Raw genomic sequence first — 23,311 nt, 5'->3', positions numbered from 1 at the left:
CTCCTCAGATGCTGCGGGCGGTGATGTCGCCGTAGGCGGTGGTGGCGTGGATGGTGAGGGCGGGGGTGGCGCCGTCGCTGTTGTGGAGCGCGTTGTGGATGCGGCCGTGGCCGGTGCCGGCGTCCAGCGAGGCGGAGACTCCGCGGGCGGCGCCGACGGACACGTCACCGGCCCGGGTCCGCAGCTCGACCGCGCCGCGCACGGCCTCGGCGATACGGATGTCGCCCTTCTGCGTGCTGATCCGGGCGGGACCGCCCAGCCGGCCGAGCGACACGTCACCGGCCATCAGCGTCAGGCGGGCACCGGCGGTCTCGTCGAGCTTGACGGTGCCCTGCGCCCCCTCGAAGACGACGTCACCGAGCCGGCCGACCCCGCGGAACTCCGCACTGGCCGCCTTCGCCTCCACACGGGAGCCGGCCGGCAGCTGGACCGTCACCTCCACCGACCCGGAAGCCCCCAGCAGCTGGTTCTTCCCCTCCGGCGTCCTGATCCGCAGGACCCCGTCCGCGAACTCGACCGCGGTCTGCTCCGCCGCCCTCACATCACGGCCCTTCGAGGCGTTCGCGGGCAGGACCTCGACCCGGGTGTCGGCGCGGTCGGCGGCGATGAACCGGATACGGCCCGCGGCGATGTCCAGGACGGCCGAGACGGGGGCGGGGGTGGCGAACTCCTGCATCGTGCTTCTCCTTCTCCAGCGGCGGGCACTCCATCGGCCCGCCGTTTCTGATGAACGAAAAGCTACGTTGCATTCATAGATTCAGCAACGAATTCGTTGCATATCAAACCAATCATCGCAGCTCAGACCCAGTAATTCATTGCAATGGATCTGATTTCAATGCAACAACCCTCAGCCATCACGTTGCAATGAATGAAGAGTGAACGCTATGCTCGACCCACCACGGACCCCGAAGGAGGCCGCCATGCCGGGAGGCAGACTCACCCAGCAGGAACGCCAGCAGATCGCGGTGGGGCTGGCCGACGACCTCGCCTACGCGGAGATCGCCAGACGCCTCGACCGGCCGACCTCGACGATCACGCGCGAGGTCATGCGCAACGGCGGCCCCGCCGCCTACCGCGCCGAACTGGCCCACCGCGCCACCGAACGCCGCGCCCACCGCCGCAGGCAGCCCGCGCCCCGGGGGGCGCAGGCCCCCGAGCAGGCCCACGGACGCGACGCCGAGGCCGTGCGCGAGTACGAGGAGACGTTCACCACCCTCTTCACGCAGCAGGGCCTGCCCACGATGACGGCGCGGGTGCTGGCGTCCCTCTACACGACCGACGCGGGCAGCCTCACCGCGTCCGAACTCGTCCAGCGCCTCCAGGTCAGCCCGGCGTCCATCTCCAAGGCGGTCGCCTTCCTCGAAAGCCAGGGCCTCATCCGCCGGGAACGCGACGAACGCCGCCGCGAGCGCTACGTCGTCGACGACGACGTCATGTACCAGTCGACGATCGCCGGCGCCCGGGCCAACGCCCTGCTCGCCGAGACCGCACGGCAGGGCGTCGCCATCCTCGGTCACGGCACCCCGGCCGCCGCCCGCCTGGAGAACATCGCCCGCTTCGTCGACTTCGTCTCCGAGAGCATCGCCCGCGCCGCGGACCAGGCCCGCGAAATCCTCCACACGAAACCCGAACCGACCCCGGGCGACACCACCTGAGACACCCCCCGGGCAACCGCCCGGTGCCGTCAGCCCGCCACCGGGTACCCGATCCGCGCCGCCGCCCGCGCCGCCCCGGCGGGGTCCGCCCCCGGGTTCAGGGCCGTGATCACCGCCTCCGTGAGGGGGCGCAGGGCGAAGACGTGGCAGATCGCGTCCAGGTCCAGGGGGCGCTCGGGCTCGTAGTAGTCCTCGGCGAAGTCGCGGTAGGCCTCCGGCGTGCCCGCCGCCAGCACCCCGAAGAGGTCTTCCGCGCCGTCGGCGTAGCCGTGCGGGTCGTCGGCCGGGAACTCCACCGGCCCCGTGCGCCAGGCCGCGTCCCCCGCCTCGCGCCAGAAGACCACCGTCGCGCGCGGAACGCCCTCGTCGCAGAACGCCGGCTCCGTCACGTACCGCCGGAAGGCCGCCGGCACGGCGTCCACCAGACCGGGCCAGACCGCCAGGTCCTCGTCTCCGTACGGGCTCATCCGCGACTCGTGGGCGAAACCGCGCGCGTAGGCGCCCGCCGGGGAGAACACGATCGCGTAGTCGTCGCCGGAGCCGTTGTCCATCAGGGCCGCCTCCTCCGTTCCGGACCAGGAGGCGGCGTACGCGAAGAAGCCGAAGCCCGAGGCGTCCATCACGGCCTCCAGCATGGCCGGCGCCCGGCAACGGTCGCGCAGGGCCGGGACGTCGGGCAGGGCCGGGAGGATCTCGTGGACTGTCACGGGAGGCATGGAAGCAGCTCACACCGACAGCCCGGTGGCTCCGGGTGCTGACAGACGGCGTTCGGGGAGGTAGCGTCGGGCGGAGTTCGGTGTTACTGGACTAGACCCATTCTTCCTTCCACTCGGATCGTCCGGCACGTTCCTGCCGGTAGAAGGGATTCATCACCATGGCTTCTGTCACTTTCGACAAGGCGACCCGGCTGTACCCCGGCGGCGACAAGCCCGCCGTCGACCAGCTGGAGCTGGAGATCGAGGACGGCGAGTTCCTCGTCCTCGTCGGTCCTTCCGGCTGCGGCAAGTCCACCTCGCTGCGCATGCTCGCCGGCCTGGAGGACGTCAACGGCGGTTCCATCCGCATCGGTGACCGTGACGTCACGCACCTGCCGCCCAAGGACCGGGACATCGCGATGGTGTTCCAGAACTACGCGCTCTACCCGCACATGTCCGTCGCCGACAACATGGGCTTCGCGCTCAAGATCGCCGGCGTGGACAAGGCCACCATCCGCAAGAAGGTGGAGGAGGCGGCCGACATCCTCGACCTGCGTCCCTACCTCGACCGCAAGCCCAAGGCGCTCTCCGGCGGTCAGCGCCAGCGCGTCGCGATGGGCCGCGCGATCGTGCGCCAGCCGCAGGTGTTCCTGATGGACGAGCCCCTGTCGAACCTGGACGCCAAGCTCCGCGTGTCGACCCGTACGCAGATCGCGGGCCTGCAGCGCCGCCTCGGCATCACCACCGTCTACGTCACCCACGACCAGGTCGAGGCGATGACGATGGGCGACCGCGTGGCCGTCCTGAAGGACGGGCTGCTGCAGCAGGTCGACACCCCGCGCAACATGTACGACCGTCCCGCGAACCTCTTCGTGGCCGGCTTCATCGGATCCCCGGCCATGAACCTGGTCGAGGTCCCGATCACCGACGGCGGCGTGAAGTTCGGCGACAGCGTCGTCCCGGTCTCGCGCGAGGCCCTGTCCGCCGCGGCCGACGCCGGCGACCGCACCGTCACGGTCGGCGTGCGCCCCGAGCACTTCGACCTCGCCGAGACCGGCGGCCTGACCATCGACGTGAACGTCGTCGAGGAACTCGGCGCCGACGGCTACGTCTACGGCTCCACCCCGGGCGAGAAGGGTTCGCAGGACCTCGTGGTCCGCGTGAACGGCCGCCAGGTGCCGGAGAAGGGCTCCAGCCTGCACGTGGTGCCCCGGGCCGACGAGATCCACGTGTTCTCGACCTCCTCCGGCGAGCGGCTGTCGGGCTGACCCGTACTCCGCAACCCCGCACGACCGGAGGGGCGTTCCGTCAAGGGGCGCCCCTCCGCCGTGCGTTGCCCAACTCCGGCAGACCGGGCCATTCGACCCTCTCCGTCAACCCGTAATTCGAAAAGCCACGTCGAACCGTCCCTCGACAGGGTGACTAAATGTCGCCAAATCTTCACCGAGCGCTACTCTCGCCCTCGTGACCCACACTGCCCGCCGTATCGGCCGTTCCCTCGCCCTGGTCCTGCCCGTCGTCCTCGTCCTGTCCGGGACCCTCGCGGTCACCATGGTCCCCTGGGCGGACACGTCCTCCTCCCAGATCCTGACCGCCTCCGCCGAGGGCGTCTCCGCCCCGGCGAAGCCGCGCGCCGCGCACGAGGTGCTGCGCGAACAGCTCGTCGGTGATCTGCAGCAGGGCCAGGCGCCGGACGACGTCCTCACGCATCTCCAGCAGGAGGTGAACCGGCGGCCGTCGCTCGCCGAGCACTGCGTGGGGATCGCCCGGGCGCTGGGCCGGGCCGCCGTCGACGCGTACGGCCCGACGAAGGCCCAGTCCTTCGCCCGTCCCGTCTGCGACACCTCGTACGCCTCCGGCGTCGCCTCCATGGGCTGACGCACCCCGCGTCCCTACGCTGGCCGCCATGACCGACGACCACCGATCCGCCCCCTCTTCCTCCTCCGCAGCCGCGTTCCCCGCCGCTCCCACCCAGGCAGTCGTCCTGGCGGGCGGCCAGGGTTCGCGGCTGCGGCCGTACACGGACGACCGCCCCAAGCCGATGGTCGAGATCCCGGGTACGGGGGTGCCGATCATCGGGCACCAGCTGGCCTGGCTGGCGGCGGAGGGGGTCACGGACGCGGTGGTCTCCTGCGGACATCTCGCCGGGGTGCTCCAGGAGTGGCTGGCCGGCGCCCAACTGCCGCTCCGGGTGACCACGGTGGTCGAGGAGGAGCCGCTGGGGCGCGGCGGCGGCCTCAAGTACGCCGCACGGCACCTCCCGCACCCGGACCTGGCCTGGTACGCGACCAACGGCGACATCTGGACCCGGTTCTCGCTGCGCGAGATGGCGGCCTTCCACGCCGAACGCGGTGCGGTGGCGACGCTGGCGCTGGCCCGGCCGCGGATTCCGTGGGGGGTGGTGGAGACCAACGAGTTCGGGCAGGTACTGGACTTCATCGAGGCTCCGCCGTCGCCGTATCCCGTCAATGCCGGCGTGTACGTCTTCGGGCCCGAATTCGCTCCGCTGCTCCCGGACTTCGGGGACCACGAGCGGACGACGTTCCCGCGACTGGCGCGCGAGCGGCGGCTGGCGGGCTTCCCGCTGCCCCAGGGGGCCTACTGGCGGGCCATCGACACCGCGAAGGACCTGACCGAGGCCGCACGGGAGTTGGCGGCGCAGACGGGCTCCTGAGGCCGCTCACGGTTCACGGCGCCCCGGCCCCGCACCCCCGCCCACCCGCGTACGGCGCTTCGCGCGTCGCCCGGCGCACGCGGAAGGGCCCGGCACGCTCGCGCGCGCCGGGCCCCGGTCGTCGTACGGGTCCCGCCGGTGGGGCTCAGCCGATGAGACCGCCGATCAGTCCGGGCTGCTTCGTCGGAGTCCCGCCGCCGTTCGAGCTGCCCGAGGAGGACGGCTGCCGGGGCGACGTGGACTGGCGGGGGGTGCTGCGCGGGGTCTGCTGCCTGCCGGTGGTGCCCCGCGTCGCGGAGGGCGACTGGGAGCCCGTCCCGGCGGTCTCCCGGGCGGGTGCGCCCGAGGCGCCCTTGCCGGACTTCGCGGCGGGCTCGGTGGGAGTGGCGGAGGCCGAGGGGGCGGGCGCCTTGGCCGTCGGCTGCGCGGAGGGCTGCTGCCTGGCCGGGGTCTGCGGCAGCGGCCGGCCCGGCAGGTAGTTGCTCGGGGCCTGGCCGGGCCCGGGGACGGTGACGACGGTGGTGGAGCGGACGGCGCCGCCGAGGAGCGAGCCGACGAGCAGGGCGAGCCCGCACACGACGGTCGCCATGACGGCCCCGCGGCGCAGCACGCGCCGCCGCAGCCGCCAGATCTCGGAGCGCGGCCCGAGGGTGCGCCAGGCCTCGCCGGCGAGGCGTCCGTCGAGGGAGTAGACCGGGGCGCCCGCGATGATCAGCGGGCTCCAGGCGGCGAGGTAGATGATGTCGGGCGCGTCGTAGGCGGGGACGGTCTTCCAGCTCACCGTCATCAGCAGCGCGGCCGACAGGAGCGCCCCGAAGCAGGCGGCGAACCGCTGCCACAGGCCGAACACCGTCAGCACGCCCACGATGACCTGGAGGAAGGCCACGCTCAGGCCCGCGCCCACCGGGTGCGCGAGGGCGAAGTCCCGCAGCGGCTCGGCGAGCGCCCACGGGTTGAGCGTGTGCAGCCAGGTGACCATGGAGCCGCGTTCGCCGCCGTCGAAGTAGACGGGGTCGCACAGCTTGCCCATGCCGGCGTAGATGGAGATGAAGCCGAGGAAGACGCGCAGCGGGAGGAGGACGACCCCGAGGTTCATGCGGCGGCCGGGGTAGTACGAGGCCTGTCCGCGGGAGTCGGCGGCCGACCGCCGGGTGTCCGGCCCGGGCCCGGAGCCGGGCGGCTCCTGGTGGGGCAGGTCCCGTACGGCGGCCAGCGGGCGCGTCTCGGAGGGGTCCCGGTAGCTGCGCTGGCCGATGACGGTCGGCGTGGCGAGGGTGTCCTCGGCGAGGTCGTGGGCGAGGTCGATGCGCGGGATGACCTGGGTGGCTCCGCCGTCGTACTCGCCCACGACCTCGTACTCGTCGTAGCCGCGCCCGGACTCGCGTACGGCCTGGAGCAGTCCGCCCATGGCCGCGGCGTCGCCGGCGTCGGACTTGCCGCTCCAGACCACGGGGGCCCGGCGGCGGGTGGCCCCGGCGGCCGCCACCACGGCACCGCCCAGGACGGGCGCGCGGCCGGGGGCCTTGGCGGGCTTGGAACGCGCGCTCGGGCTCGGTGCGAGCCGCACGCGGAAGCTGGCGTGGTTGACGATGACCTGTGCGGGATCGCACGGCACCTTGACCATGCTCAGCGCGGGCTGGTCGTCGAACCCTGACGTTCTGGTGTCCACACTCATCTAACCGAGTGATCAGTGTTTAGGACACTGCCTTGACGACAGGGATGTGTCCGAGACCCGTCAAGATCAAGCCACCCCGCCCGAAACGGGCGGGGTGACACGCTCACGGGTCACTTTCCGTGAGCCAAGTGGATCAAGGGAGCGGGGGCTCCGGGTGATCAGGCGCGGCCGCGGTCCGCGCGGCGGCGGGCCGCCTCGTAGAGCACGACGCCCGCAGCGACACCGGCGTTGAGGGACTCGGCGCCGCCCGGCATCGGGATGCGCACGAGGTAGTCGCAGTTCTCGCCCACGAGGCGGCCGAGGCCCTTGCCCTCGGAGCCGACGACGATGACGACCGGGCCGCCGAGCACCTCCAGGTCGTTGACCGTGTGCTCGCCCTCGGCCGCGAGGCCGACGATGGTGATGCCGGCCTTCTTGTAGTCCTGCAGGGCGCGGGTCAGGTTGGTGACGCGCGAGACCGGGGTACGGGCGGCGGTGCCGGCCGAGGTCTTCCAGGCACCGGCGGTCATGCCGGCGGCGCGGCGCTCGGGGATGACCACGCCGTGGCCGCCGAAGGCCGAGACGGAGCGGACGATCGCGCCGAGGTTGCGGGGGTCGGTGACGCCGTCGAGGGCGACGATCAGCGGCTCGTCGCCGTTGTCGTAGGCGGCCGCAGTGAGGTCCTCGGGGTGCGCGTACTCGTACGGCGGGACCTGGAGCACCATGCCCTGGTGGTTGAGCCCGTTGGTCATGCGGTCGAGCTCGGGGCGCGGGGCTTCCATCAGGTTGATGTTGCCGCGCTCGGCGGCGAGCTGGAGGGCCTCGCGGACGCGCTCGTCGTTGTCGATGAACTGCTGGACGTACAGCGTGGTGGCGGGAACGCCGTCGCGCAGCGCCTCGAAGACCGGGTTGCGGCCGACGACCATCTCGCTGGTGCCCTTGGGGCCGCCGCGGCGGGGGGCGGGGCGGCGCTTGGCGGCCTGGCGGGCCATGGCGTTGCTGATGCGGTTCGCCTTGTGCTTCTTGCGGTCCTCGGCCTTGGGCGTGGGGCCCTTGCCCTCCAGGCCCTTGCGCCGCTGGCCACCGCTGCCGACCGTGGCGCCCTTCTTGTTGGACGTGCGGCGGTTCCTGCGCTGGCTGTTCCCGGCCATGACCTCTACCTGTTTTCGTTGGTACTGCGATATGTACGTATGAAGAGTGTGCCGCCCGGAGCGCCGGGCGGCACACCAAGTTCAGCTGCGCGGGCTCAGCGGGGGCCGAGCGTCCAGCGCGGGCCCGTCGGGCTGTCCTCGATGACCAGGCCGGACTGCTGGAGCTGGTCGCGGATGGCGTCGGCGGTCGCCCAGTCCTTGCGGGCCCGGGCGGACTCGCGCTGGTCGAGGACGAGGCGTACGAGGGTGTCGACGGCGCCGTGGAGGTCCTCTCCGCGGTCGGCCTCGCCGGCCCAGTGCGGGTCGAGCGGGTCCAGACCGAGGACGCCCAGCATGGCCCGCACCTCGGACAGGCGCGCGATGGCCGCGTCCTTGTCGTCGGCGGCGAGCGCGCTGTTGCCCTGCCGGACGGTCGTGTGGACGATGGCGAGCGCCTGCGGGACGCCCAGGTCGTCGTCCATGGCCTCGGCGAAGGCGGGCGGGACCTCGACCGCGGGCTCGACGGGGCCGCCGGCCTTCTCGATGACCCGCTGGTAGAAGCCCTCGATCCGGGCGAAGGCCGACTCGGCCTCGCGCAGTGCCTCCTCGCTGTACTCGATCATCGACCGGTAGTGCGGGGTGCCGAGGTAGTAGCGCAGGACGATCGGGCGCCACTGCTTGACCATCTCGGAGACGAGGACCGAGTTCCCGAGGGACTTGGACATCTTCTCGCCGGACATGGTGACCCAGGCGTTGTGGACCCAGTAGTTCGCGAACTCGTCGCCGAAGGCCTTGGCCTGCGCGATCTCGTTCTCGTGGTGCGGGAAGATCAGGTCCAGCCCGCCGCCGTGGATGTCGAAGGCCTCGCCGAGGTACTTGTGCGCCATGGCGGAGCACTCCAGGTGCCAGCCCGGGCGGCCGCGGCCCCACGGGGTCTCCCAGGAGGGCTCGCCGGGCTTGACGGACTTCCACATGGCGAAGTCGCGGGCGTCGCGCTTGCCGGTCTCGCCGGTGCTCTCCGGCTGGCGGATGTTGTCGAGCTCCTGGCGGGACAGCGCGAGGTAGCCGGGGTACGACTTCACGTCGAAGTAGACGTTGCCCTCGGACTCGTAGGCGTGGCCGCGCTCGATGAGGCCGCGCATCATCTCGACCATCTCGGTGACGTGGCCGGTGGCGCGGGGCTCGTAGGTGGGCGGGAGGCAGCCGAGGGCGCTGTAGCCGTCGTTGAAGGCGCGCTCGTTCTCGTAGCCGATGGACCACCACGGGCGGCGCTGCTCGGCGGACTTCGCGATGATCTTGTCGTCGATGTCCGTGACGTTGCGGATGAAGGTGACCTCGTAGCCCCGGTACTCGAACCAGCGGCGCATCATGTCGAAGTTGAGGCCCGACCGGATGTGCCCGATGTGCGGGGCGGCCTGCACCGTGGCGCCACAGAGGTAGATCGAGACACAGCCCGCGGTGAGCGGGGTGAAGTCGCGGATCTGCCGGGCGCTGGTGTCGTACAGGCGAATAGTCACGGCATCCAGGGTAGTGCGCCTGTAGCAGTGCCCCGCGCCCTTTGGGGACGCGGGGCACCTTTGTTGTGGAAGATGTGCCGTCGCCACGGGTGTTCAGGCCCGGTTCGTCCGGTACACGAGGGCCGTGGCGATCGCGGCCAGCCCTTCGGCCCGGCCGGTGAGGCCCAGGCCGTCGGTGGTGGTGCCGGACACGGAGACGGGGGCGCCGGCCGCGGCGGCGAGCGCCTTCTGCGCCTCTTCGCGCCGCTTGCCGATCTTCGGGCGTACGCCGATCACCTGGATGGCGATGTTGCCGATCTCGAAGCCCTCGGCGCGGACGATCCGGGCGGCCTCCGCCAGGAGGGTGACACCGGCGGCGCCGGACCACTCGGGGCGGGAGGTGCCGAAGTGCGCGCCGAGGTCGCCGGCGCCCGCGGCGGAGAAGAGGGCGTCGCAGGCGGCGTGCGCGGCGACGTCGCCGTCGGAGTGGCCGGCGAGGCCGTCCTCGCCCTCCCACAGCAGGCCGGCGCACCACAGCTCGCGGCCGGCCTCGAAGGCGTGCACGTCGGTGCCGATGCCGACGAGCGGGATCAGCGGGGCCTGCGGGCCCTGCGGGCTCTGCGGGCTCGGGCTCTGCGGGCTCTGCGGACTCGGGCTCTGCGGGCTCTGCGGGCTCTGCGGACTCTGCGGGCTCTGCGGGCTCTGCGGACTAGAAACCATCGGTGGCCCTCCTGCGGGCGAGTACGGCCTCTGCGAGGACCAGGTCGAGCGGGCGGGTGACCTTGAAGGCCTCCTCGTGGCCGGGGATCACCACGACGGTGACACCGAGCCGTTCCACCATGCCGGCGTCGTCGGTGGCGCCCTCGCCGTCGACGGCGATCGCGGCGTGCGCCCGCAGGAGGGTGGCGAGGTCGAAGCCCTGCGGGGTCTGCACGGCGCGCAGCCGGGCCCGCTCGGGCGTGGCGAGGACCGGCTCGGCCTCGCCGGGCTTGCCGGGCTCGACCTCCTTGACGGTGTCGGCCAGCGGCAGCGCGGGCACCACGGCCGGGGCTCCGTCGCGTACGGCCTCGACGACGGAGTCCACGGTGTCCACGGGGACGAGCGGGCGGGCCGCGTCGTGGATGAGGACGGAGGTGACGTCCTTCGGCAGGGCGTCCAGGCCGGCGCGTACGGACTCCTGGCGGGTCTCGCCGCCGGGGACGACGAGGAGCTCGGTCCTCTCGGGCAGCGCGTGCTCGCCCAGGAGGAGGCGCACCTCGGCGGTCTCGGAGGGCGGGGCGACGACCACGACGAGGGAGACCGCGCGGGAGCGGGCCATCGCGCGTACGGCGTGGACGAGCATCGGGGTGCCGCCGAGGGCCCGCAGGGCCTTGGGGGCACCGGGGCCGAGGCGTACCCCGCGGCCGGCGGCCGGGATCACCGCGGCGGTGCGGTGGGGGCGCGTTACGTCAGACATCAGTAGCTCCGAGCCAGGTTTGTGACTTCGGCCGACATGGGTATGGCCTGAAGGGTGCCGGGTGCGACGCCCTCGCCCCTTCCGTGACGACCGGTCGAGCAGGCTGCCCGGGCCCGGCACGCCGTCGAGACGGTGGCAGCGTGGTAGTGCAGAAGAGTACGGATACGTACGGATACAGACATGCCGCAGCGCCCGGCAACAGGTCTCTCGTGGAGGAGAGACGTTGTCATCGGGCACCGCGGCAGACTGTGCACAGAGGCTGTGCACGGGATGCCTCGCGTCAGGACGCGAGCACCTCGTCGAGGAGGGCCTCGGCCTTGTCCTCGTTCGTGTTCTCAGCGAGCGCGAGCTCGCTCACCAGAATCTGGCGTGCCTTCGCGAGCATGCGCTTCTCACCCGCGGAGAGCCCGCGCTCGCGCTCACGACGCCACAGGTCACGCACCACTTCGGCGACCTTGATGACATCGCCAGAAGCGAGCTTCTCCAGATTTGCCTTGTAGCGCCGGGACCAGTTCGTCGGCTCTTCTGCATACGGTGCGCGAAGCACCTCGAAGACCCGGTCCAGCCCGTCCTGGCCGACTACGTCGCGAACGCCGACGAACTCCGCATTGTCCGCAGGCACACGAACCGTCAGGTCGCCCTGGGCGACCTTGAGCACCAAGTAGGTCTTGTCCACGCCTTTGATCTGACGAGTCTCAATGGCCTCGATCAGCGCGGCCCCGTGATGGGGATAGACCACGGTGTCGCCAACCTTGAACGTCATGTGACAGGTACCCCTTCCGTGGCTATCCAGGGTAACACGAGAACTGACTGTTATGAATGGCGTTTTCGCAGGTCAGGGCACATCTCGGGGCTTGACAACAGCGACAGGAACGTGCTGCGGAAGGGTTGCGGAAGGGGGTATTCGCAGGTCGGGGGCGCTGCGCGGACCAGGCGAAAGGGCCACGCTACACCTGCCCGGCACCCCCATCAGTGTGACGTACATCCCGTTTTGCCGGTTTTGGAGTCGGGAAACCGAACTACTCCGTTCGACTGGCGGCCGCCCGTGCGGAGCGGGTTCCGGCCCAATCCCGAATTGATCACGAAGTGTGTTCGGGGGAATCCCGGAAATTGATCACCGGGCATCCGGCGCACGATATGCGAGCGCCACATGATCGGCGCGGCGGAGAGCACGCGGAACGGCACGCGGAATGCAAGATCGCGGGGCGCCCGCAGGGTGGCGCCTGCGCTGCGGAGGGTCGGGTGCGGGGGCGGGGCGGCGGCTCGGTAACCTAAGCGCGCTGACACACCCTTAGAGCGGCTTTACCTCGGCCGTTCCGAGCGTCCACCCGCCCCTTCCGTTCGTCCAAGGAGTTGCCGCCGCCGTGAGCCGCAGCCTTCGACGCGGCGCCCTCGCCGCCACTGCCGTCGTGTTCTCGATCGCCTCGCTGGCCGCATGCGGTGCGGGCCAGGACGCGCAGACCCTCCAGATCAAGCCGGACAACGCCGCCGCCACCAAGGGCGAGATCGAGGTCCAGAACGCCCTGGTGATCACCCAGGGCCAGAAGGGCGAGAAGGGCCCCGCGGTCGTTTCGGCGACGCTCTTCAACAACGGCACCAAGGCGGAGACCGTTGACAGCATCACCCTCCCGGGTGGCAAGGGCAAGGTCACGCTGAAGCCGGCCGAAGGCTCGGGCAAGGTCACCGTGCCGGCCCTCGGCTCCGTGGTGATCGGCGGCAAGGGCAACGCCTCCGCCGTGATCGAGAACGGGGCCGCGTCCGTCCGGGACGGCGAGGTGCAGAAGGTCGTCTTCCAGCTGAGCAGCACGGGCGGCGTCGAGCTGGAGGCCTTCGTGGTCCCCAACACCGGCATGTACGCCGGCTTCGGCCCGACCGCGGCCCCGGCCGCCACGCCGGCCGCCGGCGCCACCCCGGCCGGCACCCCCTCCGGCTCGCCGTCGGGCTCCCCGTCGGGCGCGGCCGGCGGTGCGGCCTCGGGCAGCCCGTCCGGGTCCCCCTCGGGCAGCGCCGCCGGCACGCCGTCGGGTTCTCCCTCGCACAGCGCGGGCCACTGAGACCGAGGGCGGCGTAGCGCCGTACACGTACGCATACGGGAAGGGCCCCCATCCGCATCAGCGGCTGGGGGCCCTTCCCGTACTGCCGGGACGTCTTCGGCCTACGGCTCGAACTTGTAGCCGAGACCGCGGACCGTCACCAGGTAGCGCGGCGCGCCCGGGTCCGGCTCGATCTTGGCGCGGAGGCGCTTGACGTGGACGTCGAGGGTCTTGGTGTCACCGACGTAGTCGGCGCCCCAGACCCGGTCGATCAGCTGCATGCGGGTCAGTACGCGGCCCGCGTTGCGCAGCAGCATCTCCAGCAGGTCGAACTCCTTCAGCGGGAGGTCCACCTTGCCGCCGGCGACGGTGACCACGTGGCGGTCGACGTCCATCCGTACGGGACCGGCCTCCAGCGCCGCCGGGGTGACCTCCTCCGGCTCCCCGCGGCGGCGCAGGACCGCGCGGATGCGGGCGACCAGCTCGCGCGAGGAGAAGGGCTTGGTGACGTAGTCGTCTGCTCCTATCTCCAGCCCGACGACCTTGTCGATCTCACTGTCCTTGGCCGTCACCATGATCACGGGAACGTTGGAGCGGCCGCGCAGCTGCCGGCAGACCTCCGTGCCGGGCAGGCCGGGAAGCATCAGGTCGAGGAGGACGAGGTCGGCGCCGTTGCGCTCGAACTCGTCCAGCCCATCGGGCCCGGTCGCGGCGATGGCGACCTCGAAGCCCTCCTTGCGGAGCATGTACGACAGGGCGTCGCTGAAGGATTCCTCATCCTCGACGACGAGCACTCGGGTCACGGAAGGACCTCCGGGGCAGGAATGGCTGGTGCGGTTCTGGTTCAGGCAGGGGTGGGGTGGGTGTGGGGGGCCGTCGCCGGGGCCGGCGCCGCCGCTTCGGGGAGTCGCAGGGTGAAGGTGGAACCCTGGCCCTCCGAGCTCCAGACCGACACCTCCCCGCCGTGCGAGGCCGCCACGTGCTTCACGATCGCAAGGCCGAGGCCCGTTCCTCCCGTGGCACGGGAGCGGGCCGGGTCCACGCGGTAGAAGCGCTCGAAGATGCGCTCGCGGTCCTTTTCCGGGATGCCGATGCCCTGGTCGGTCACGGCGATCTCGATCAAGTCTCCCCCCGGTGCCGCCACCCTGCGCCCGGCTATGCCGACGCGGGTGCGGGCGGGGCTGTAGTTGACGGCGTTCTCGACCAGATTTCCGAGGGCGGCCGCGAGCTGCCCGCGGTTGCCCCATACCCGCAGGTCGGCGGTGCCGCCCGCGGCCATGGTGATCTGCTTCGAGGACGCCGTGTGGCGGCAGCGGTCGATCGCCTCGGCGACGAGCGTGTCCACGCGCACGGGCTCGGCGTCCTCCAGCGGGTCGTCGTTCTGTACCCGGGAGAGGTCGATGAGCTCCTGCACGAGGTTGATCAGCCGGGTGGCCTCGATCTGCATGCGGCCCGCGAAGCGGCTGACCGCCTCGGGGTCGTCCGAGGCGTCCATGACGGCCTCGGACAGCAGGGAGATCGCCCCGACCGGGGTCTTCAGCTCGTGCGACACGTTGGCCACGAAGTCGCGGCGTACGGCCTCGATGCGGCGCGCCTCGGTGAGGTCCTCGACCAGGAGGAGCACCAGGCGGGAGCCGAGCGGGGCGACGCGCGCCGAGACCGCGAGCGCCTCGCCGCGGCCGGTGCCGCGCCGGGGCAGGTCCAGCTCCACCTGGCGTATCTCCCCGTCGCGCCGGGTGTCACGGGCCATGTGGAGCATGGGCTCGACGGCGAGCTTGCCGCCGCGGACCAGGCCGAGGGCGTACGCCGCCGAGCTGGCCTTGACCACCGCGTCGCCCTCGTCCAGCACGACGGCGGAGGAGCGGAGCACGGAGAGGACGGTGTCCACGCCGGGCGGGAGCACCGCATTGATGTCGGGGCGCATGGAGCTCCGGGTGGGGCGGGCCTGGTCGCGCTCGCTCCAGCGGAACGCCAGCATCGCGATCACACCGGTGCAAAGACCGGCGATCGCTGCAGCTGCGGCGACCGCCGCGTTCACGTCCATGGATCCAGGTTAAGCAGGCGCGACGACACTTCCACAGCCGTTCGGGTGGCACCTCGAACAGTCGTCGCCCAGAGTTCACCCTGGCGACGGGGTTGATTCACTTGTGGTGCCGGAGTCGGACGCGTTTGCGGCTCACCGTGTCAACGTGGGGCCAAAGGCCGCCCCGGCCCGCCCCGGGCATTACTGCAGTAGTAGGTCGAGAGAGGGACACGAGACATGCGCGACGCGTACCACGAGGAACTGGACTCGATCGGAGAAGGCCTGGTCGAGATGGCCCGGCTCGTCGGTTCCGCGATCGGGCGGGCCACGACGTCCATGCTCGACGCCGACCTGAAGCTCGCCGAGAGCGTCATCGCCGCCGACCAGAAGGTCGACGACCTCCAGCACGACCTGGAGGCCCGCGCCATCGCCCTGCTGGCCCGCCAGCAGCCGGTCGCCACCGACCTGCGCATCGTGGTCACCTCGCTGCGCATGAGCGCCGACCTGGAGCGCAGCGGCGACCTGGCCCAGCACGTGGCGAAGCTCGCCCGGCTGCGCTTCCCGGACCGTGCGGTGCCGCACGACCTGCACGCCACCATCCTGGAGATGGGTCAGCTGGCGCAGCGCCTGATGGCGAAGGCCGCCGAGGTGATCATCACGAAGGACGTCGACCTCGCCCTCCAGCTGGAGCAGGACGACGACGAGATGGACCAGCTGCACCGCACGCTGTTCCAGCACCTGATGGACGACCGCTGGAAGCACGGCATCGAGACGGCGGTGGACGTGACGCTGCTCGGCCGCTACTACGAGCGCTTCGCCGACCACGCGGTGTCGGTGGCCAAGCGCGTCGTCTACCTGGTGACGGGCGAGCACGCGGACGACCTCCAGCAGCCGACGCAGGTCGACGGCGTCTGACCCCCGGGGGGGCACGCCGAGCCCCAATGCGCCGTTGACGCGCCGGGGGCACTGGGCATGAATGAGGCGAAGGCAGTACGACTCCCTGTACACCGCCTGCGAGGAGGAACCATGCCCGATTCCCCCGTCCCCATCACCCCGGAGCAGGAGCAGCCGCCGAGGCCGGAGCCGCTGCGCCTCCCGCTGCTCGCAGCATGCGGCTGCGGCTCGGGCTGCGGCTGCGGCTGCCAGTCCGGCGCCCCGTGCCAGTGCGGCGGCTGACCGCCGCCGTCACCGGCTCGACGCACGCGAAGGGCCCCGTCCGAGTCCTCTCGGCCGGGGCCCTTCGTACGGGTCCGAGGGGACCGTCCGGCGTACACCGCACGCCGGCCGGGCCCCGTGCGCGGGCCGCGACTACGCTCCTCGGGTGAACGACTTCCCCTGTTTCTGCCTCATCTGCGCCCCGACCGAGTTCGGCGGGCCCCCGTCGGAGAAGCGGGACGCCCTCACCACGAAGAACGTCGCGGACTACGGCTGGCACGTCATGGGGGTGGCAGGCGGTGACTCCCCCGGAGACTGGGCCTACTCCATCGGCCTCTGGCACACCCTGCGCAGCCCCGAGGTGAGCGTGTTCGGCCTGCCCTCCCAGACCGCGATGCGCGTCGCGAACGCGGCGGGGGCGGCGATCCGGGGCGGCAACCCGCTCGGGCCGGACCAGCGCCGGGACGACGTTCTCGACGGCTGCGACGTGATCGTCCGGCCCGTGCACCCCAGCTGGTACTACGACTTCTTCGGCGCGGGCATCGACTTTTACCAGACCCCGCCCCTGCCCATCACGCAGTTGTTCTGGCCGGACGAGGACGGGCGCTTCCCCTGGGACGAGGGGGCCGACGAGCACTGCCGCACGAGCCAGCCCCTGCTCTGGATCCCGAAGGAGGAGAGCGCCGGTCCGTGGACCGAGGTCGCCTGAGGCCCTCGGAGCCCGGCACGCACGTGTCCGGCCCGTAGGCGCCGCCCCCGGGGTCGCGGGCGATCGGCTCAGGGCCGGGGGTGCAGCGGCACGGGCAGCCGGTCGAGCACGATGCCGAACCCGGTGCGGTAGGCGGCCCGTACCTCCTCCTCGGTCGTCAGCTCCTCCTCCGTACGGTCGCCGTCCGCCGAGGTGGCGATGAGGGTGTGGTCCCGCAGGGTGATCCGGCCGCCGTGCTCGGTGAGCCGGGAGCAGACCGGGCCCTTGGTGAAGCCCGAGTCCGGACTGGTCCGGTGCCACCATGCGCCCGTCCGGAAGTCGGCGAGCACACGGGGACGGGTCTCCAGCCGGTACACCGGCACCCCGTCGCGCAGCACCTCGAGGTCGCCGCCACCGCCCTCCCCGTCGTTCCGGGCCGGCCGGACGAGGAACACCCCGCCCGGATCCTTCTGCTCCCCCGGCTCGTCCAGGTCGAGCGGGTGTGCGGTGTGGTCGCCGAAGCCCACGTCCGCGAGCCAGCGCCCGTCGACGCGCAGCGCGAGGTGGTCGTACGGGACGCCCAGCGCGCCGTCCTTGCCGTACACGCGGGCTTGGAGGAGTTCCACCCGGTGGCCGAGAGCGCCCAGCAACGCGGCGAATCCGGCGTTCAGTTCGTAGCAGATGCCACCGCGCCCGGCGGTCACGATCTTGTCGAAGACGGCGTCCCGGGTGAGCGCGAGCTCGTCGCCCAGGTGGATCGACAGGTTCTCGAACGGCACGGTGCGCAGGTGGCACAGGTGCAGCTCGCGCAGCGAGTCGGCCGTGGACCGGGCGGGGCGCGCCGCCCCCAGGCGGCGCAGGTAGGCGTCGGTGCGGGCGGTGCCGAGGGGTTCCATGGCCGACACTCTTCCGACCGCCGGCCCGCAGCGCCATGCGCCATTGGACCTAGGCCTCCGCGCCGTCGGCCCCGGCAGGCCCGGGGGCTTCGAGGTGCGTACCGTCTCCGCCGACCCGAGCCGCCTTCCCACTCGGCGGCCGCCTGGCGGTCCTTCACCGACGGGGCCGTCGAGAGCGGTTACCGCGCGGCCCGCGACATCGACGATTCCCCGGCCGACTGATCACCGGCGGGCGGTGGCCGGCCGGTAATCGGTGCCCGCGCGCTGCTCTGTAGGCTGTGCGCGAGCTCACGCTGAGCGCGTTCAAAAGCTAAAAACGGGGGGGTCCGGTGCGCAATCGCCGACTCGTAATGTCCGCTGCCGCCATCGTCGCGGCAAGCATCGGTTTCATACCCGGCACGGCTCAGGCCGCCGATCCGGTCAAGCCCGCCGCGCAGGCGGCGGGAGCACCTGCCGTCGACCCGACGAAGGGTGTGGCGGCAGGGTTCGGGACCTTCACCAGCGCCGCCACCGGCAGCGCGCAGCTGAGTCTCTTTCTGAGCGCCCGGATGTCGTCGGCGCACGGCTTCGAGCTGACGACCTCGCTCAACAGGACCGCCCCGCCGCTGGACACCACCATCGACTGGGGTGACGGGACCACGGACACGGTGACGGCCTCCGGTGCCTGGGAGACGCGGACCCAGCACACCTACAAGGAGCTCGGCGAGTACACGATCAAGGCCGCTGTCGTCGATCCGGCACTCGGGACGCACGACACCAAGGAGGTCCGGGTCAGGACGGCGGGCTCGGAGTTCACCCCGTACGGTCCCACCCGCCTGCTGGACACCCGCAGCGGCACGGGCGCCGTCAAGGGCAAGGTCAAGGCGTACTCCTCGACCCGCCTCAAGGTCGCGGGGAACGGCAGCATCCCCACCGGGGTCACCGCCGTCGCGCTCAACGTGACCGCCACCGACACCACCAGTGGCGGGCACGTCAGCGTCTTCGCCTCCGGTGCCACGCGCCCGACCGCATCGAACATCAACTTCGAGGCCGGTCAGACCGTCCCGAACCTGGTGATCGCGCAGGTCGGCGCGGACGGCTACGTCGAGCTCTACAACGGCGGCTGGGAGCCGGTCGATCTGATCGCGGACGTCACCGGCTACTTCGGCCAGCAGGAAGCCAGCGGGTACGCCTCGCAGGCGCCGGCCCGGGTCGTCGACACCCGCTACGGGACCGGCACGCAGCGCGGTCCGCTCGCCGGCCAGGGGTCCTTCACCGTCAAGGTGGCCGAACCGGGCACCACCGCCGTCGCGCTGAACGTGACGGTCACCAACCCGCAGGAGGCCGGTCACCTGACCGTCCACCCGGCCGGGCAGGCGGCGCCGACCACGTCGAACGTGAACTTCACCCCCGGGCAGACGGTCGCCAACTCGGTGATCGTGCCGGTCGGCAAGGACGGCGAGATCACCGTCCGCAACGGCGCCTGGGCCCCGTCCGACGTCATCGTGGACCTGGTCGGCACGTACAGCACCGCGAGCGCCGGTGCCTACGTGCCGGTCACGCCCGTCCGGCAGATCGACACGCGCGAGAGCTGGTCCAAGGGTCCGTGGCCCACGCGCGGGTACCTCTGGCAGGCCTTCTCGCTGGAGCAGGCCTGGGTGCTGAACACCACGGTCACCAACACGCGCGGCGCGGGCTTCCTCTCGGTCGCACCGGACCCCAACTCCACCGGCAACTACGCCGGCGGGACCGCCGTCACCCCGGAGCGTCCGGTGTCCTCCACCCTGAACTGGACGGCGGGCAAGACCGTCGCCAACCTGGTTCAGGCGAGCGCCGGTGACAACGGCGTCGTCGACTTCTGGAACCAGGGCTGGGACCGCGCCGACCTGGTCGTCGACATCTTCGGCTACTACGACAACAAGTAGCCGAGCAGTTCTTCGAGGCGTCCCGGGACAGACGAAAGCCCCTGCCCCTGACCTGCACCATGCGTGCAGATCAGGGGCTTGACCGCTTTTCTTACTTCTTCTTGCCCTGGGTCTGGCGGGCCCGTTCTCCTGCCCTGGTCAGAGGGCCGCGCACCCCGCCTGACCTGCTGTCGAGTGGTCATCGTTGGTCGTTGTCCGTCACCCCCGGTCACCCTCGCAGGGCCCAGAGAGGGCCCAGGGACGGGGCCCCAGCCGGTGGCGGCCCGCCTTCCCAACTCCCACGTGGCGGCCTGTCGCTTGTCTTGTCGCTTGTCGCTTGTCGTCCCCGTTTCCCCAGGTCACGGCTGAGCTGCACGGCACTGGACAGCAATTGGGGCTTGAGGCGACAAGCGACAAGCGAGCAGGAACCAAGGTCCTACCCCTCGGAGATCCCGGGTCACGGCACAGGCAAGAGGAGCACGTCGCCGGGCGCGAGGTGCTCCTCTTGCGTGTTCTACGTGGTGGGGTCAGCTCCTTGGGAGCGCAAGGCCGCATTCACTGTGGGCCGGCACCGGGCCCGGTCTGGCGTGCGCGGGGTTGCCCCCACCGGAGCCGTGGCGTTCGGCGAGCAGCTGCTTGCGATGGCGGCTGCGGCGGAAGGCGGTGACGAGGACGATGACGGCGCAGATGGTGATTCCGAGGATGGGGAGGGCGATGGCCAGTACCAGCCAGCCCGCAAGCGCGAAAAAGCCTCCGGAGTCACCGATGGCGTACTTGGAGGATGCGTGGGACGAACAGGTGACCTGATAGTCGCCTGCTCGTGGCACGTCGATGGTGTAGAGCGGATTCCAGGTCTCGTCACGGGTGAGGAACACGTCGACTCCCGGATCGGTGAGACCGGGGTCGCCCGGCCCGATGATGCTGCACTTCGGGGCGGCGGACGGGCCGAATTCCTCGTCCCTGATCCAGATGGTCTTCTCACTCCCCGGCTCGAGCCGAAGGGTGACGATGTCGCCGTTGGCGAACTGATGGTTGGTGTCCACCGCGTCGATCGCGTTGTTGAACCGGAAAGCACCGATGGCCACGCCCATCACGATGAGCACGACGGCGATCGCGCCTGCTATGGCATACCAGCGACGGCTGGGCCGGAGTTCGTTCGCCGGTATCTGCGGCGGTGGGAAGGGCTTCACTAGCACACCCTAGATCGTCCTGTCCGGCCGACGAGCCGGCGGGTCCTGACGGCCGATCATGTGACTGGTTCAACGTCGGCTCGTCGGCATGGCCATAGGGCGGGAGCAAGGTGGGAGTCATCCCCGCGGCGAAGAGCCGCGAGCACGCCGCCGCGCGGGAGCACGGCACGCACGCGCTGAGGCATTTCTACGCGTCCGTCCTGCTGGACGCGGGCGAGAGCATCAAGGCCGTGAGCGAGTACCTGGGGCACTCGGATCCGGGACTCACCCTGGAGGTCTACGCCCACCTCATGCCGAGCAGCGGGGACCGCGCCCGGCAGGCTCTCGGCAGGGCTCTGCGGCCGGACGATCCCCCGCGCTGAGGGCCCACAGTGGGCCCAGGGCAGACGAATGCCCCTGATCTGCGCCGTGTGCGCAGGTCAGGGGCATGATCGCTTCGGCTACTTCTTCTTGCCCTGGTTCTTGACGGCCTCGATGGCGGCCGCGGCCGCGTCCGGGTCGAGGTAGGTGCCGCCCGGCTTGAGGGGCTTGAAGTCGGCGTCCAGCTCGTAGACGAGCGGGATGCCGGTCGGGATGTTCAGGCCCGTGATGTCGGCGTCCGAGATGCCGTCGAGGTGCTTGACCAGACCGCGCAGGGAGTTGCCGTGCGCGGCGACCAGCACCGTGCGGCCGGCCAGCAGGTCCGGGACGATGCCGTCGTACCAGTACGGCAGCATGCGCTCGACGACGTCCTTGAGGCACTCGGTGCGCGGACGCAGCTCGTTCGGGATCGACGCGTAGCGCGGGTCCTCGGACTGCGAGAACTCCGTACCGTCCTCGAGGACCGGCGGCGGGGTGTCGTACGAGCGGCGCCACAGCATGAACTGCTCCTCGCCGAACTCGGCGAGGGTCTGCGCCTTGTCCTTGCCCTGGAGCGCGCCGTAGTGGCGCTCGTTCAGGCGCCAGGAGCGGTGCACCGGGATCCAGTGACGGTCCGCGGCCTCGAGGGCGAGCTGCGCGGTGCGGATCGCGCGCTTCTGGAGGGAGGTGTGCAGGACATCGGGCAGCAGGCCGGCGTCCTTCAGCAGCTCACCGCCGCGGACCGCCTCCTTCTCGCCCTTCTCGGTGAGGTTGACGTCCACCCAGCCGGTGAACAGGTTCTTCGCGTTCCAGTCGCTCTCGCCGTGGCGGAGGAGGATCAGCTTGTACGGTGCGTCGGCCATGCGTACGAGCCTAATGGACGGGCGGGGGCGCTCGCGCGCGAGGCAGGGTCCTCCGATTGACGTCGCGCGTCAATCGGGTGGCGCCCGGGGGCCCGTCGCTCGTAATGTGCACACAGCTCAAGTGACACTTACACCTCCGGGGGGATTCCTTATGTCCGCTGCCAGTCTGAGACGGGCCGCCCGGGAGAGCGTCTCGGGTCTGCCCCGCGCCTTCTGGTGGCTCTGGACGAGCACGCTGGTCAACCGGCTCGGGGCCTTCGTCGCCACCTTCATGACCTTGTACCTGACCCTGGACCGGGGCTATTCGGCCTCCTTCGCGGGACTCGTGGTCGCCCTCCACGGGCTCGGCGGTGTCGTCTCCTCGCTCGTCGCGGGCGTGATGACCGACCGGCTGGGGCGGCGCCCCACACTGCTGGCGGCCCAGGCCTCGACCGCGTTCTCGGTGGCCCTGCTCGGCTTCATGGAGCACCCTGCGGCGATCGCCGCGGTGGCCATGCTCGTCGGCATGACCTCGAACGCGTCCCGGCCGGCGGTCGCGGCGATGATGGCGGACATCGTCCGCCCGGAGGACCGCGTACGGGCCTTCGCGCTCAACTACTGGGCCATCAACCTCGGCTTCGCCGTCAGCGCCACCGCGGCGGGGGTGATCGCGGAGTACAGCTACCTGGCCGGCTTCCTGGGCGAGGCGGCGCTGACGCTGACGTGCGCGGTGCTCGTGTACCTGAAGCTGCCCGAGTCCCGGCCCGACGGCGGGCCCGGCTCGCCCGCCACCGCCGGCAAGGCGGCCGCGGCCGGGGCCACGACCGGGGCGGAGCCGGCGATCGGGCTCGGGAGCGTGCTGCGGGACGGGCGGTTCATGAGCGTGGTCGGGCTGTCGTTCCTGATCTCGCTGATCTTCACGCAGGGCTCGGTCGGCCTGCCGGTCGCGATGGGCGCCGCCGGGTTCTCCCCCGGCGACTACGGGCTGGTCGTCGCCGTGAACGGGCTGCTGATCGTGCTGCTGCAGATACCGGTCACGGCGCTCATCGAGCGCCGCGACCCGCAGAAGCTGCTGGTGATCTCGGCACTGCTGGCCGGGTACGGGTTCGCACTGACGGCCTTCGCCGGGCCGGTGTGGGCGTACGCGCTGACGGTGTGCGTGTGGACGCTGGCGGAGATCGTGAACTCGCCGACCCAGATGGGCCTGGTCGTGCGGCTCTCGCCGGTGCACGGGCGCGGCCGCTACCAGGGGGTCTACAACCTGTCCTGGGCGGTGGCCTCACTCGTGGCGCCGCTGATGGCGGGCTTCGTGATCGACCGGTACGGAGCGGACTGGCTCTGGGGCGCCACGGGCGTGCTCGGGACGGTGGCGGCGGCGGGGTACTGGCTCCTGATGAGGGGGCTTCCCGGAGATGGCGTGGTCGGGGCCGCATCGGCGGGCGCGCCCGCCGATGCCAAGCCGGTTCCGGCCGGGGCCGAGGCCTGACGCGGCTGCGACGCCG

At 71.3% G+C, this 23,311-nt stretch carries 23 protein-coding genes and 1 pseudogene; 11 read left to right on the top strand and 13 right to left on the bottom strand.

All coding sequences use genetic code 11. The features are described 5' to 3' along the window. Positions 1-4: 4 nt before the first annotated feature. Positions 5-676: a DUF4097 family beta strand repeat-containing protein gene (locus RIU97_RS22400; protein WP_404959377.1), complete on the bottom strand. Its 672-nt coding sequence runs from the start codon at positions 674-676 to the stop codon at positions 5-7. Between the two features lie 244 nt (positions 677-920). On the opposite strand from RIU97_RS22400, the gene RIU97_RS22395 reads away from it, so the two are divergent. Continuing rightward, a complete protein-coding gene (locus RIU97_RS22395) occupies positions 921-1,655 on the top strand; it encodes a helix-turn-helix domain-containing protein (protein WP_404959376.1) in 735 nt (244 codons plus the stop codon). A gap of 29 nt (positions 1,656-1,684) precedes the next feature. Here RIU97_RS22395 and RIU97_RS22390 read toward each other — a convergent pair whose 3' ends face one another. Continuing rightward, positions 1,685-2,371, bottom strand: coding sequence for a hypothetical protein (locus RIU97_RS22390; RefSeq protein WP_404959375.1), 687 nt, complete (start codon positions 2,369-2,371; stop codon positions 1,685-1,687). A gap of 158 nt (positions 2,372-2,529) precedes the next feature. On the opposite strand from RIU97_RS22390, the gene RIU97_RS22385 reads away from it, so the two are divergent. From RIU97_RS22385 to RIU97_RS22375, 3 genes are all read left to right on the top strand, one after another. Beyond that, the gene (locus RIU97_RS22385; protein WP_404959374.1) at positions 2,530-3,618 is read left to right on the top strand and encodes an ABC transporter ATP-binding protein; all 1,089 of its coding nucleotides are present in this window, start codon (positions 2,530-2,532) and stop codon (positions 3,616-3,618) included. A gap of 196 nt (positions 3,619-3,814) precedes the next feature. Next, positions 3,815-4,228, top strand: coding sequence for a hypothetical protein (locus RIU97_RS22380; RefSeq protein WP_319730330.1), 414 nt, complete (start codon positions 3,815-3,817; stop codon positions 4,226-4,228). A 28-nt stretch (positions 4,229-4,256) separates the two neighbouring features. Further along, on the top strand, positions 4,257-5,024 hold the full coding sequence (locus tag RIU97_RS22375; RefSeq protein WP_404959373.1) for an NDP-sugar synthase: 768 nt from the start codon (positions 4,257-4,259) through the stop codon (positions 5,022-5,024). A gap of 145 nt (positions 5,025-5,169) precedes the next feature. Here RIU97_RS22375 and RIU97_RS22370 read toward each other — a convergent pair whose 3' ends face one another. The 6 genes from RIU97_RS22370 to RIU97_RS22345 all read right to left on the bottom strand — a co-directional run bounded on the left by RIU97_RS22370 (position 5,170) and on the right by RIU97_RS22345 (position 11,523). Then, complete coding sequence (locus RIU97_RS22370; RefSeq protein ID WP_404959372.1) at positions 5,170-6,699, bottom strand: DoxX family membrane protein; 1,530 nt, start codon at positions 6,697-6,699, stop codon at positions 5,170-5,172. Positions 6,700-6,857: 158 nt separating this feature from the next. Next, on the bottom strand, positions 6,858-7,829 hold the full coding sequence (gene rlmB / locus RIU97_RS22365) for a 23S rRNA (guanosine(2251)-2'-O)-methyltransferase RlmB (protein WP_404959371.1): 972 nt from the start codon (positions 7,827-7,829) through the stop codon (positions 6,858-6,860). Between the two features lie 95 nt (positions 7,830-7,924). Next, a complete protein-coding gene (gene cysS, locus RIU97_RS22360) occupies positions 7,925-9,325 on the bottom strand; it encodes a cysteine--tRNA ligase (protein ID WP_404959370.1) in 1,401 nt (466 codons plus the stop codon). Between the two features lie 93 nt (positions 9,326-9,418). Next, positions 9,419-10,024 (bottom strand): 2-C-methyl-D-erythritol 2,4-cyclodiphosphate synthase, encoded by a 606-nt coding sequence (gene ispF / locus RIU97_RS22355; RefSeq protein WP_404959369.1) that lies wholly within the window; start codon positions 10,022-10,024, stop codon positions 9,419-9,421. After that, positions 10,014-10,760 (bottom strand): 2-C-methyl-D-erythritol 4-phosphate cytidylyltransferase, encoded by a 747-nt coding sequence (ispD, locus tag RIU97_RS22350; RefSeq protein WP_404959368.1) that lies wholly within the window; start codon positions 10,758-10,760, stop codon positions 10,014-10,016. The genes ispF and ispD overlap by 11 nt, the downstream gene beginning before the upstream one ends. Positions 10,761-11,040: 280 nt before the next feature. Continuing rightward, a complete protein-coding gene (locus RIU97_RS22345) occupies positions 11,041-11,523 on the bottom strand; it encodes a CarD family transcriptional regulator (RefSeq protein ID WP_003953493.1) in 483 nt (160 codons plus the stop codon). A gap of 601 nt (positions 11,524-12,124) precedes the next feature. Here RIU97_RS22345 and RIU97_RS22340 point away from each other — a divergent pair. Further along, positions 12,125-12,814 (top strand): DUF461 domain-containing protein, encoded by a 690-nt coding sequence (locus tag RIU97_RS22340; protein WP_404959367.1) that lies wholly within the window; start codon positions 12,125-12,127, stop codon positions 12,812-12,814. Between the two features lie 101 nt (positions 12,815-12,915). On the opposite strand, the gene RIU97_RS22335 is transcribed toward RIU97_RS22340, so the two are convergent. Both RIU97_RS22335 and RIU97_RS22330 read right to left on the bottom strand, forming a co-directional pair. Beyond that, positions 12,916-13,596, bottom strand: a complete 681-nt coding sequence (locus RIU97_RS22335) for a response regulator transcription factor (RefSeq protein ID WP_030387286.1) — start codon at positions 13,594-13,596, stop codon at positions 12,916-12,918. 41 nt (positions 13,597-13,637) lie between these two features. Beyond that, the gene (locus RIU97_RS22330) at positions 13,638-14,837 is read right to left on the bottom strand and encodes a sensor histidine kinase (RefSeq protein ID WP_404959366.1); all 1,200 of its coding nucleotides are present in this window, start codon (positions 14,835-14,837) and stop codon (positions 13,638-13,640) included. 216 nt (positions 14,838-15,053) lie between these two features. Between RIU97_RS22330 and phoU the strand changes: the two genes are divergently transcribed. From phoU to RIU97_RS22315, 3 genes are all read left to right on the top strand, one after another. Then, a complete protein-coding gene (phoU, locus tag RIU97_RS22325; RefSeq protein WP_030718463.1) occupies positions 15,054-15,731 on the top strand; it encodes a phosphate signaling complex protein PhoU in 678 nt (225 codons plus the stop codon). A 111-nt stretch (positions 15,732-15,842) separates the two neighbouring features. Beyond that, positions 15,843-15,992, top strand: coding sequence for a hypothetical protein (locus RIU97_RS22320; RefSeq protein ID WP_167344738.1), 150 nt, complete (start codon positions 15,843-15,845; stop codon positions 15,990-15,992). Between the two features lie 145 nt (positions 15,993-16,137). Continuing rightward, complete coding sequence (locus tag RIU97_RS22315) at positions 16,138-16,680, top strand: DUF4262 domain-containing protein (protein WP_404959365.1); 543 nt, start codon at positions 16,138-16,140, stop codon at positions 16,678-16,680. A gap of 68 nt (positions 16,681-16,748) precedes the next feature. Here the strand turns inward: RIU97_RS22315 and RIU97_RS22310 are convergent, their stop codons facing one another. After that, positions 16,749-17,555 (bottom strand): arylamine N-acetyltransferase, encoded by an 807-nt coding sequence (locus RIU97_RS22310; RefSeq protein ID WP_404959364.1) that lies wholly within the window; start codon positions 17,553-17,555, stop codon positions 16,749-16,751. 350 nt (positions 17,556-17,905) lie between these two features. Between RIU97_RS22310 and RIU97_RS22305 the strand changes: the two genes are divergently transcribed. After that, on the top strand, positions 17,906-19,459 hold the full coding sequence (locus RIU97_RS22305; protein ID WP_404959363.1) for a hypothetical protein: 1,554 nt from the start codon (positions 17,906-17,908) through the stop codon (positions 19,457-19,459). A gap of 506 nt (positions 19,460-19,965) precedes the next feature. Here RIU97_RS22305 and RIU97_RS22300 read toward each other — a convergent pair. Further along, complete coding sequence (locus tag RIU97_RS22300) at positions 19,966-20,628, bottom strand: hypothetical protein (protein WP_404959362.1); 663 nt, start codon at positions 20,626-20,628, stop codon at positions 19,966-19,968. A gap of 110 nt (positions 20,629-20,738) precedes the next feature. Here RIU97_RS22300 and RIU97_RS22295 point away from each other — a divergent pair. Further along, a pseudogene (locus tag RIU97_RS22295) lies at positions 20,739-20,990 on the top strand (tyrosine-type recombinase/integrase); the annotation flags it as partial. A gap of 78 nt (positions 20,991-21,068) precedes the next feature. Here RIU97_RS22295 and RIU97_RS22290 read toward each other — a convergent pair. After that, positions 21,069-21,830, bottom strand: coding sequence for a phosphoglyceromutase (locus tag RIU97_RS22290; protein ID WP_319724882.1), 762 nt, complete (start codon positions 21,828-21,830; stop codon positions 21,069-21,071). Positions 21,831-21,981: 151 nt separating this feature from the next. Here RIU97_RS22290 and RIU97_RS22285 point away from each other — a divergent pair, with 151 nt between their 5' ends. Next, positions 21,982-23,295 carry an MDR family MFS transporter gene (locus RIU97_RS22285; RefSeq protein ID WP_404959361.1) on the top strand — a complete coding sequence of 438 codons (1,314 nt, stop codon included), beginning with the start codon at positions 21,982-21,984 and terminating at the stop codon, positions 23,293-23,295. Positions 23,296-23,311 lie beyond the last annotated feature (16 nt).

Origin of the sequence: Streptomyces sp. 147326, assembly GCF_045000215.1 — a bacterium.
Taxonomy (GTDB): domain Bacteria; phylum Actinomycetota; class Actinomycetes; order Streptomycetales; family Streptomycetaceae; genus Streptomyces.
The sequence above is the reverse complement of the archived record's forward strand: the minus strand, read 5'-3'. Positions and strand labels throughout refer to the sequence as shown.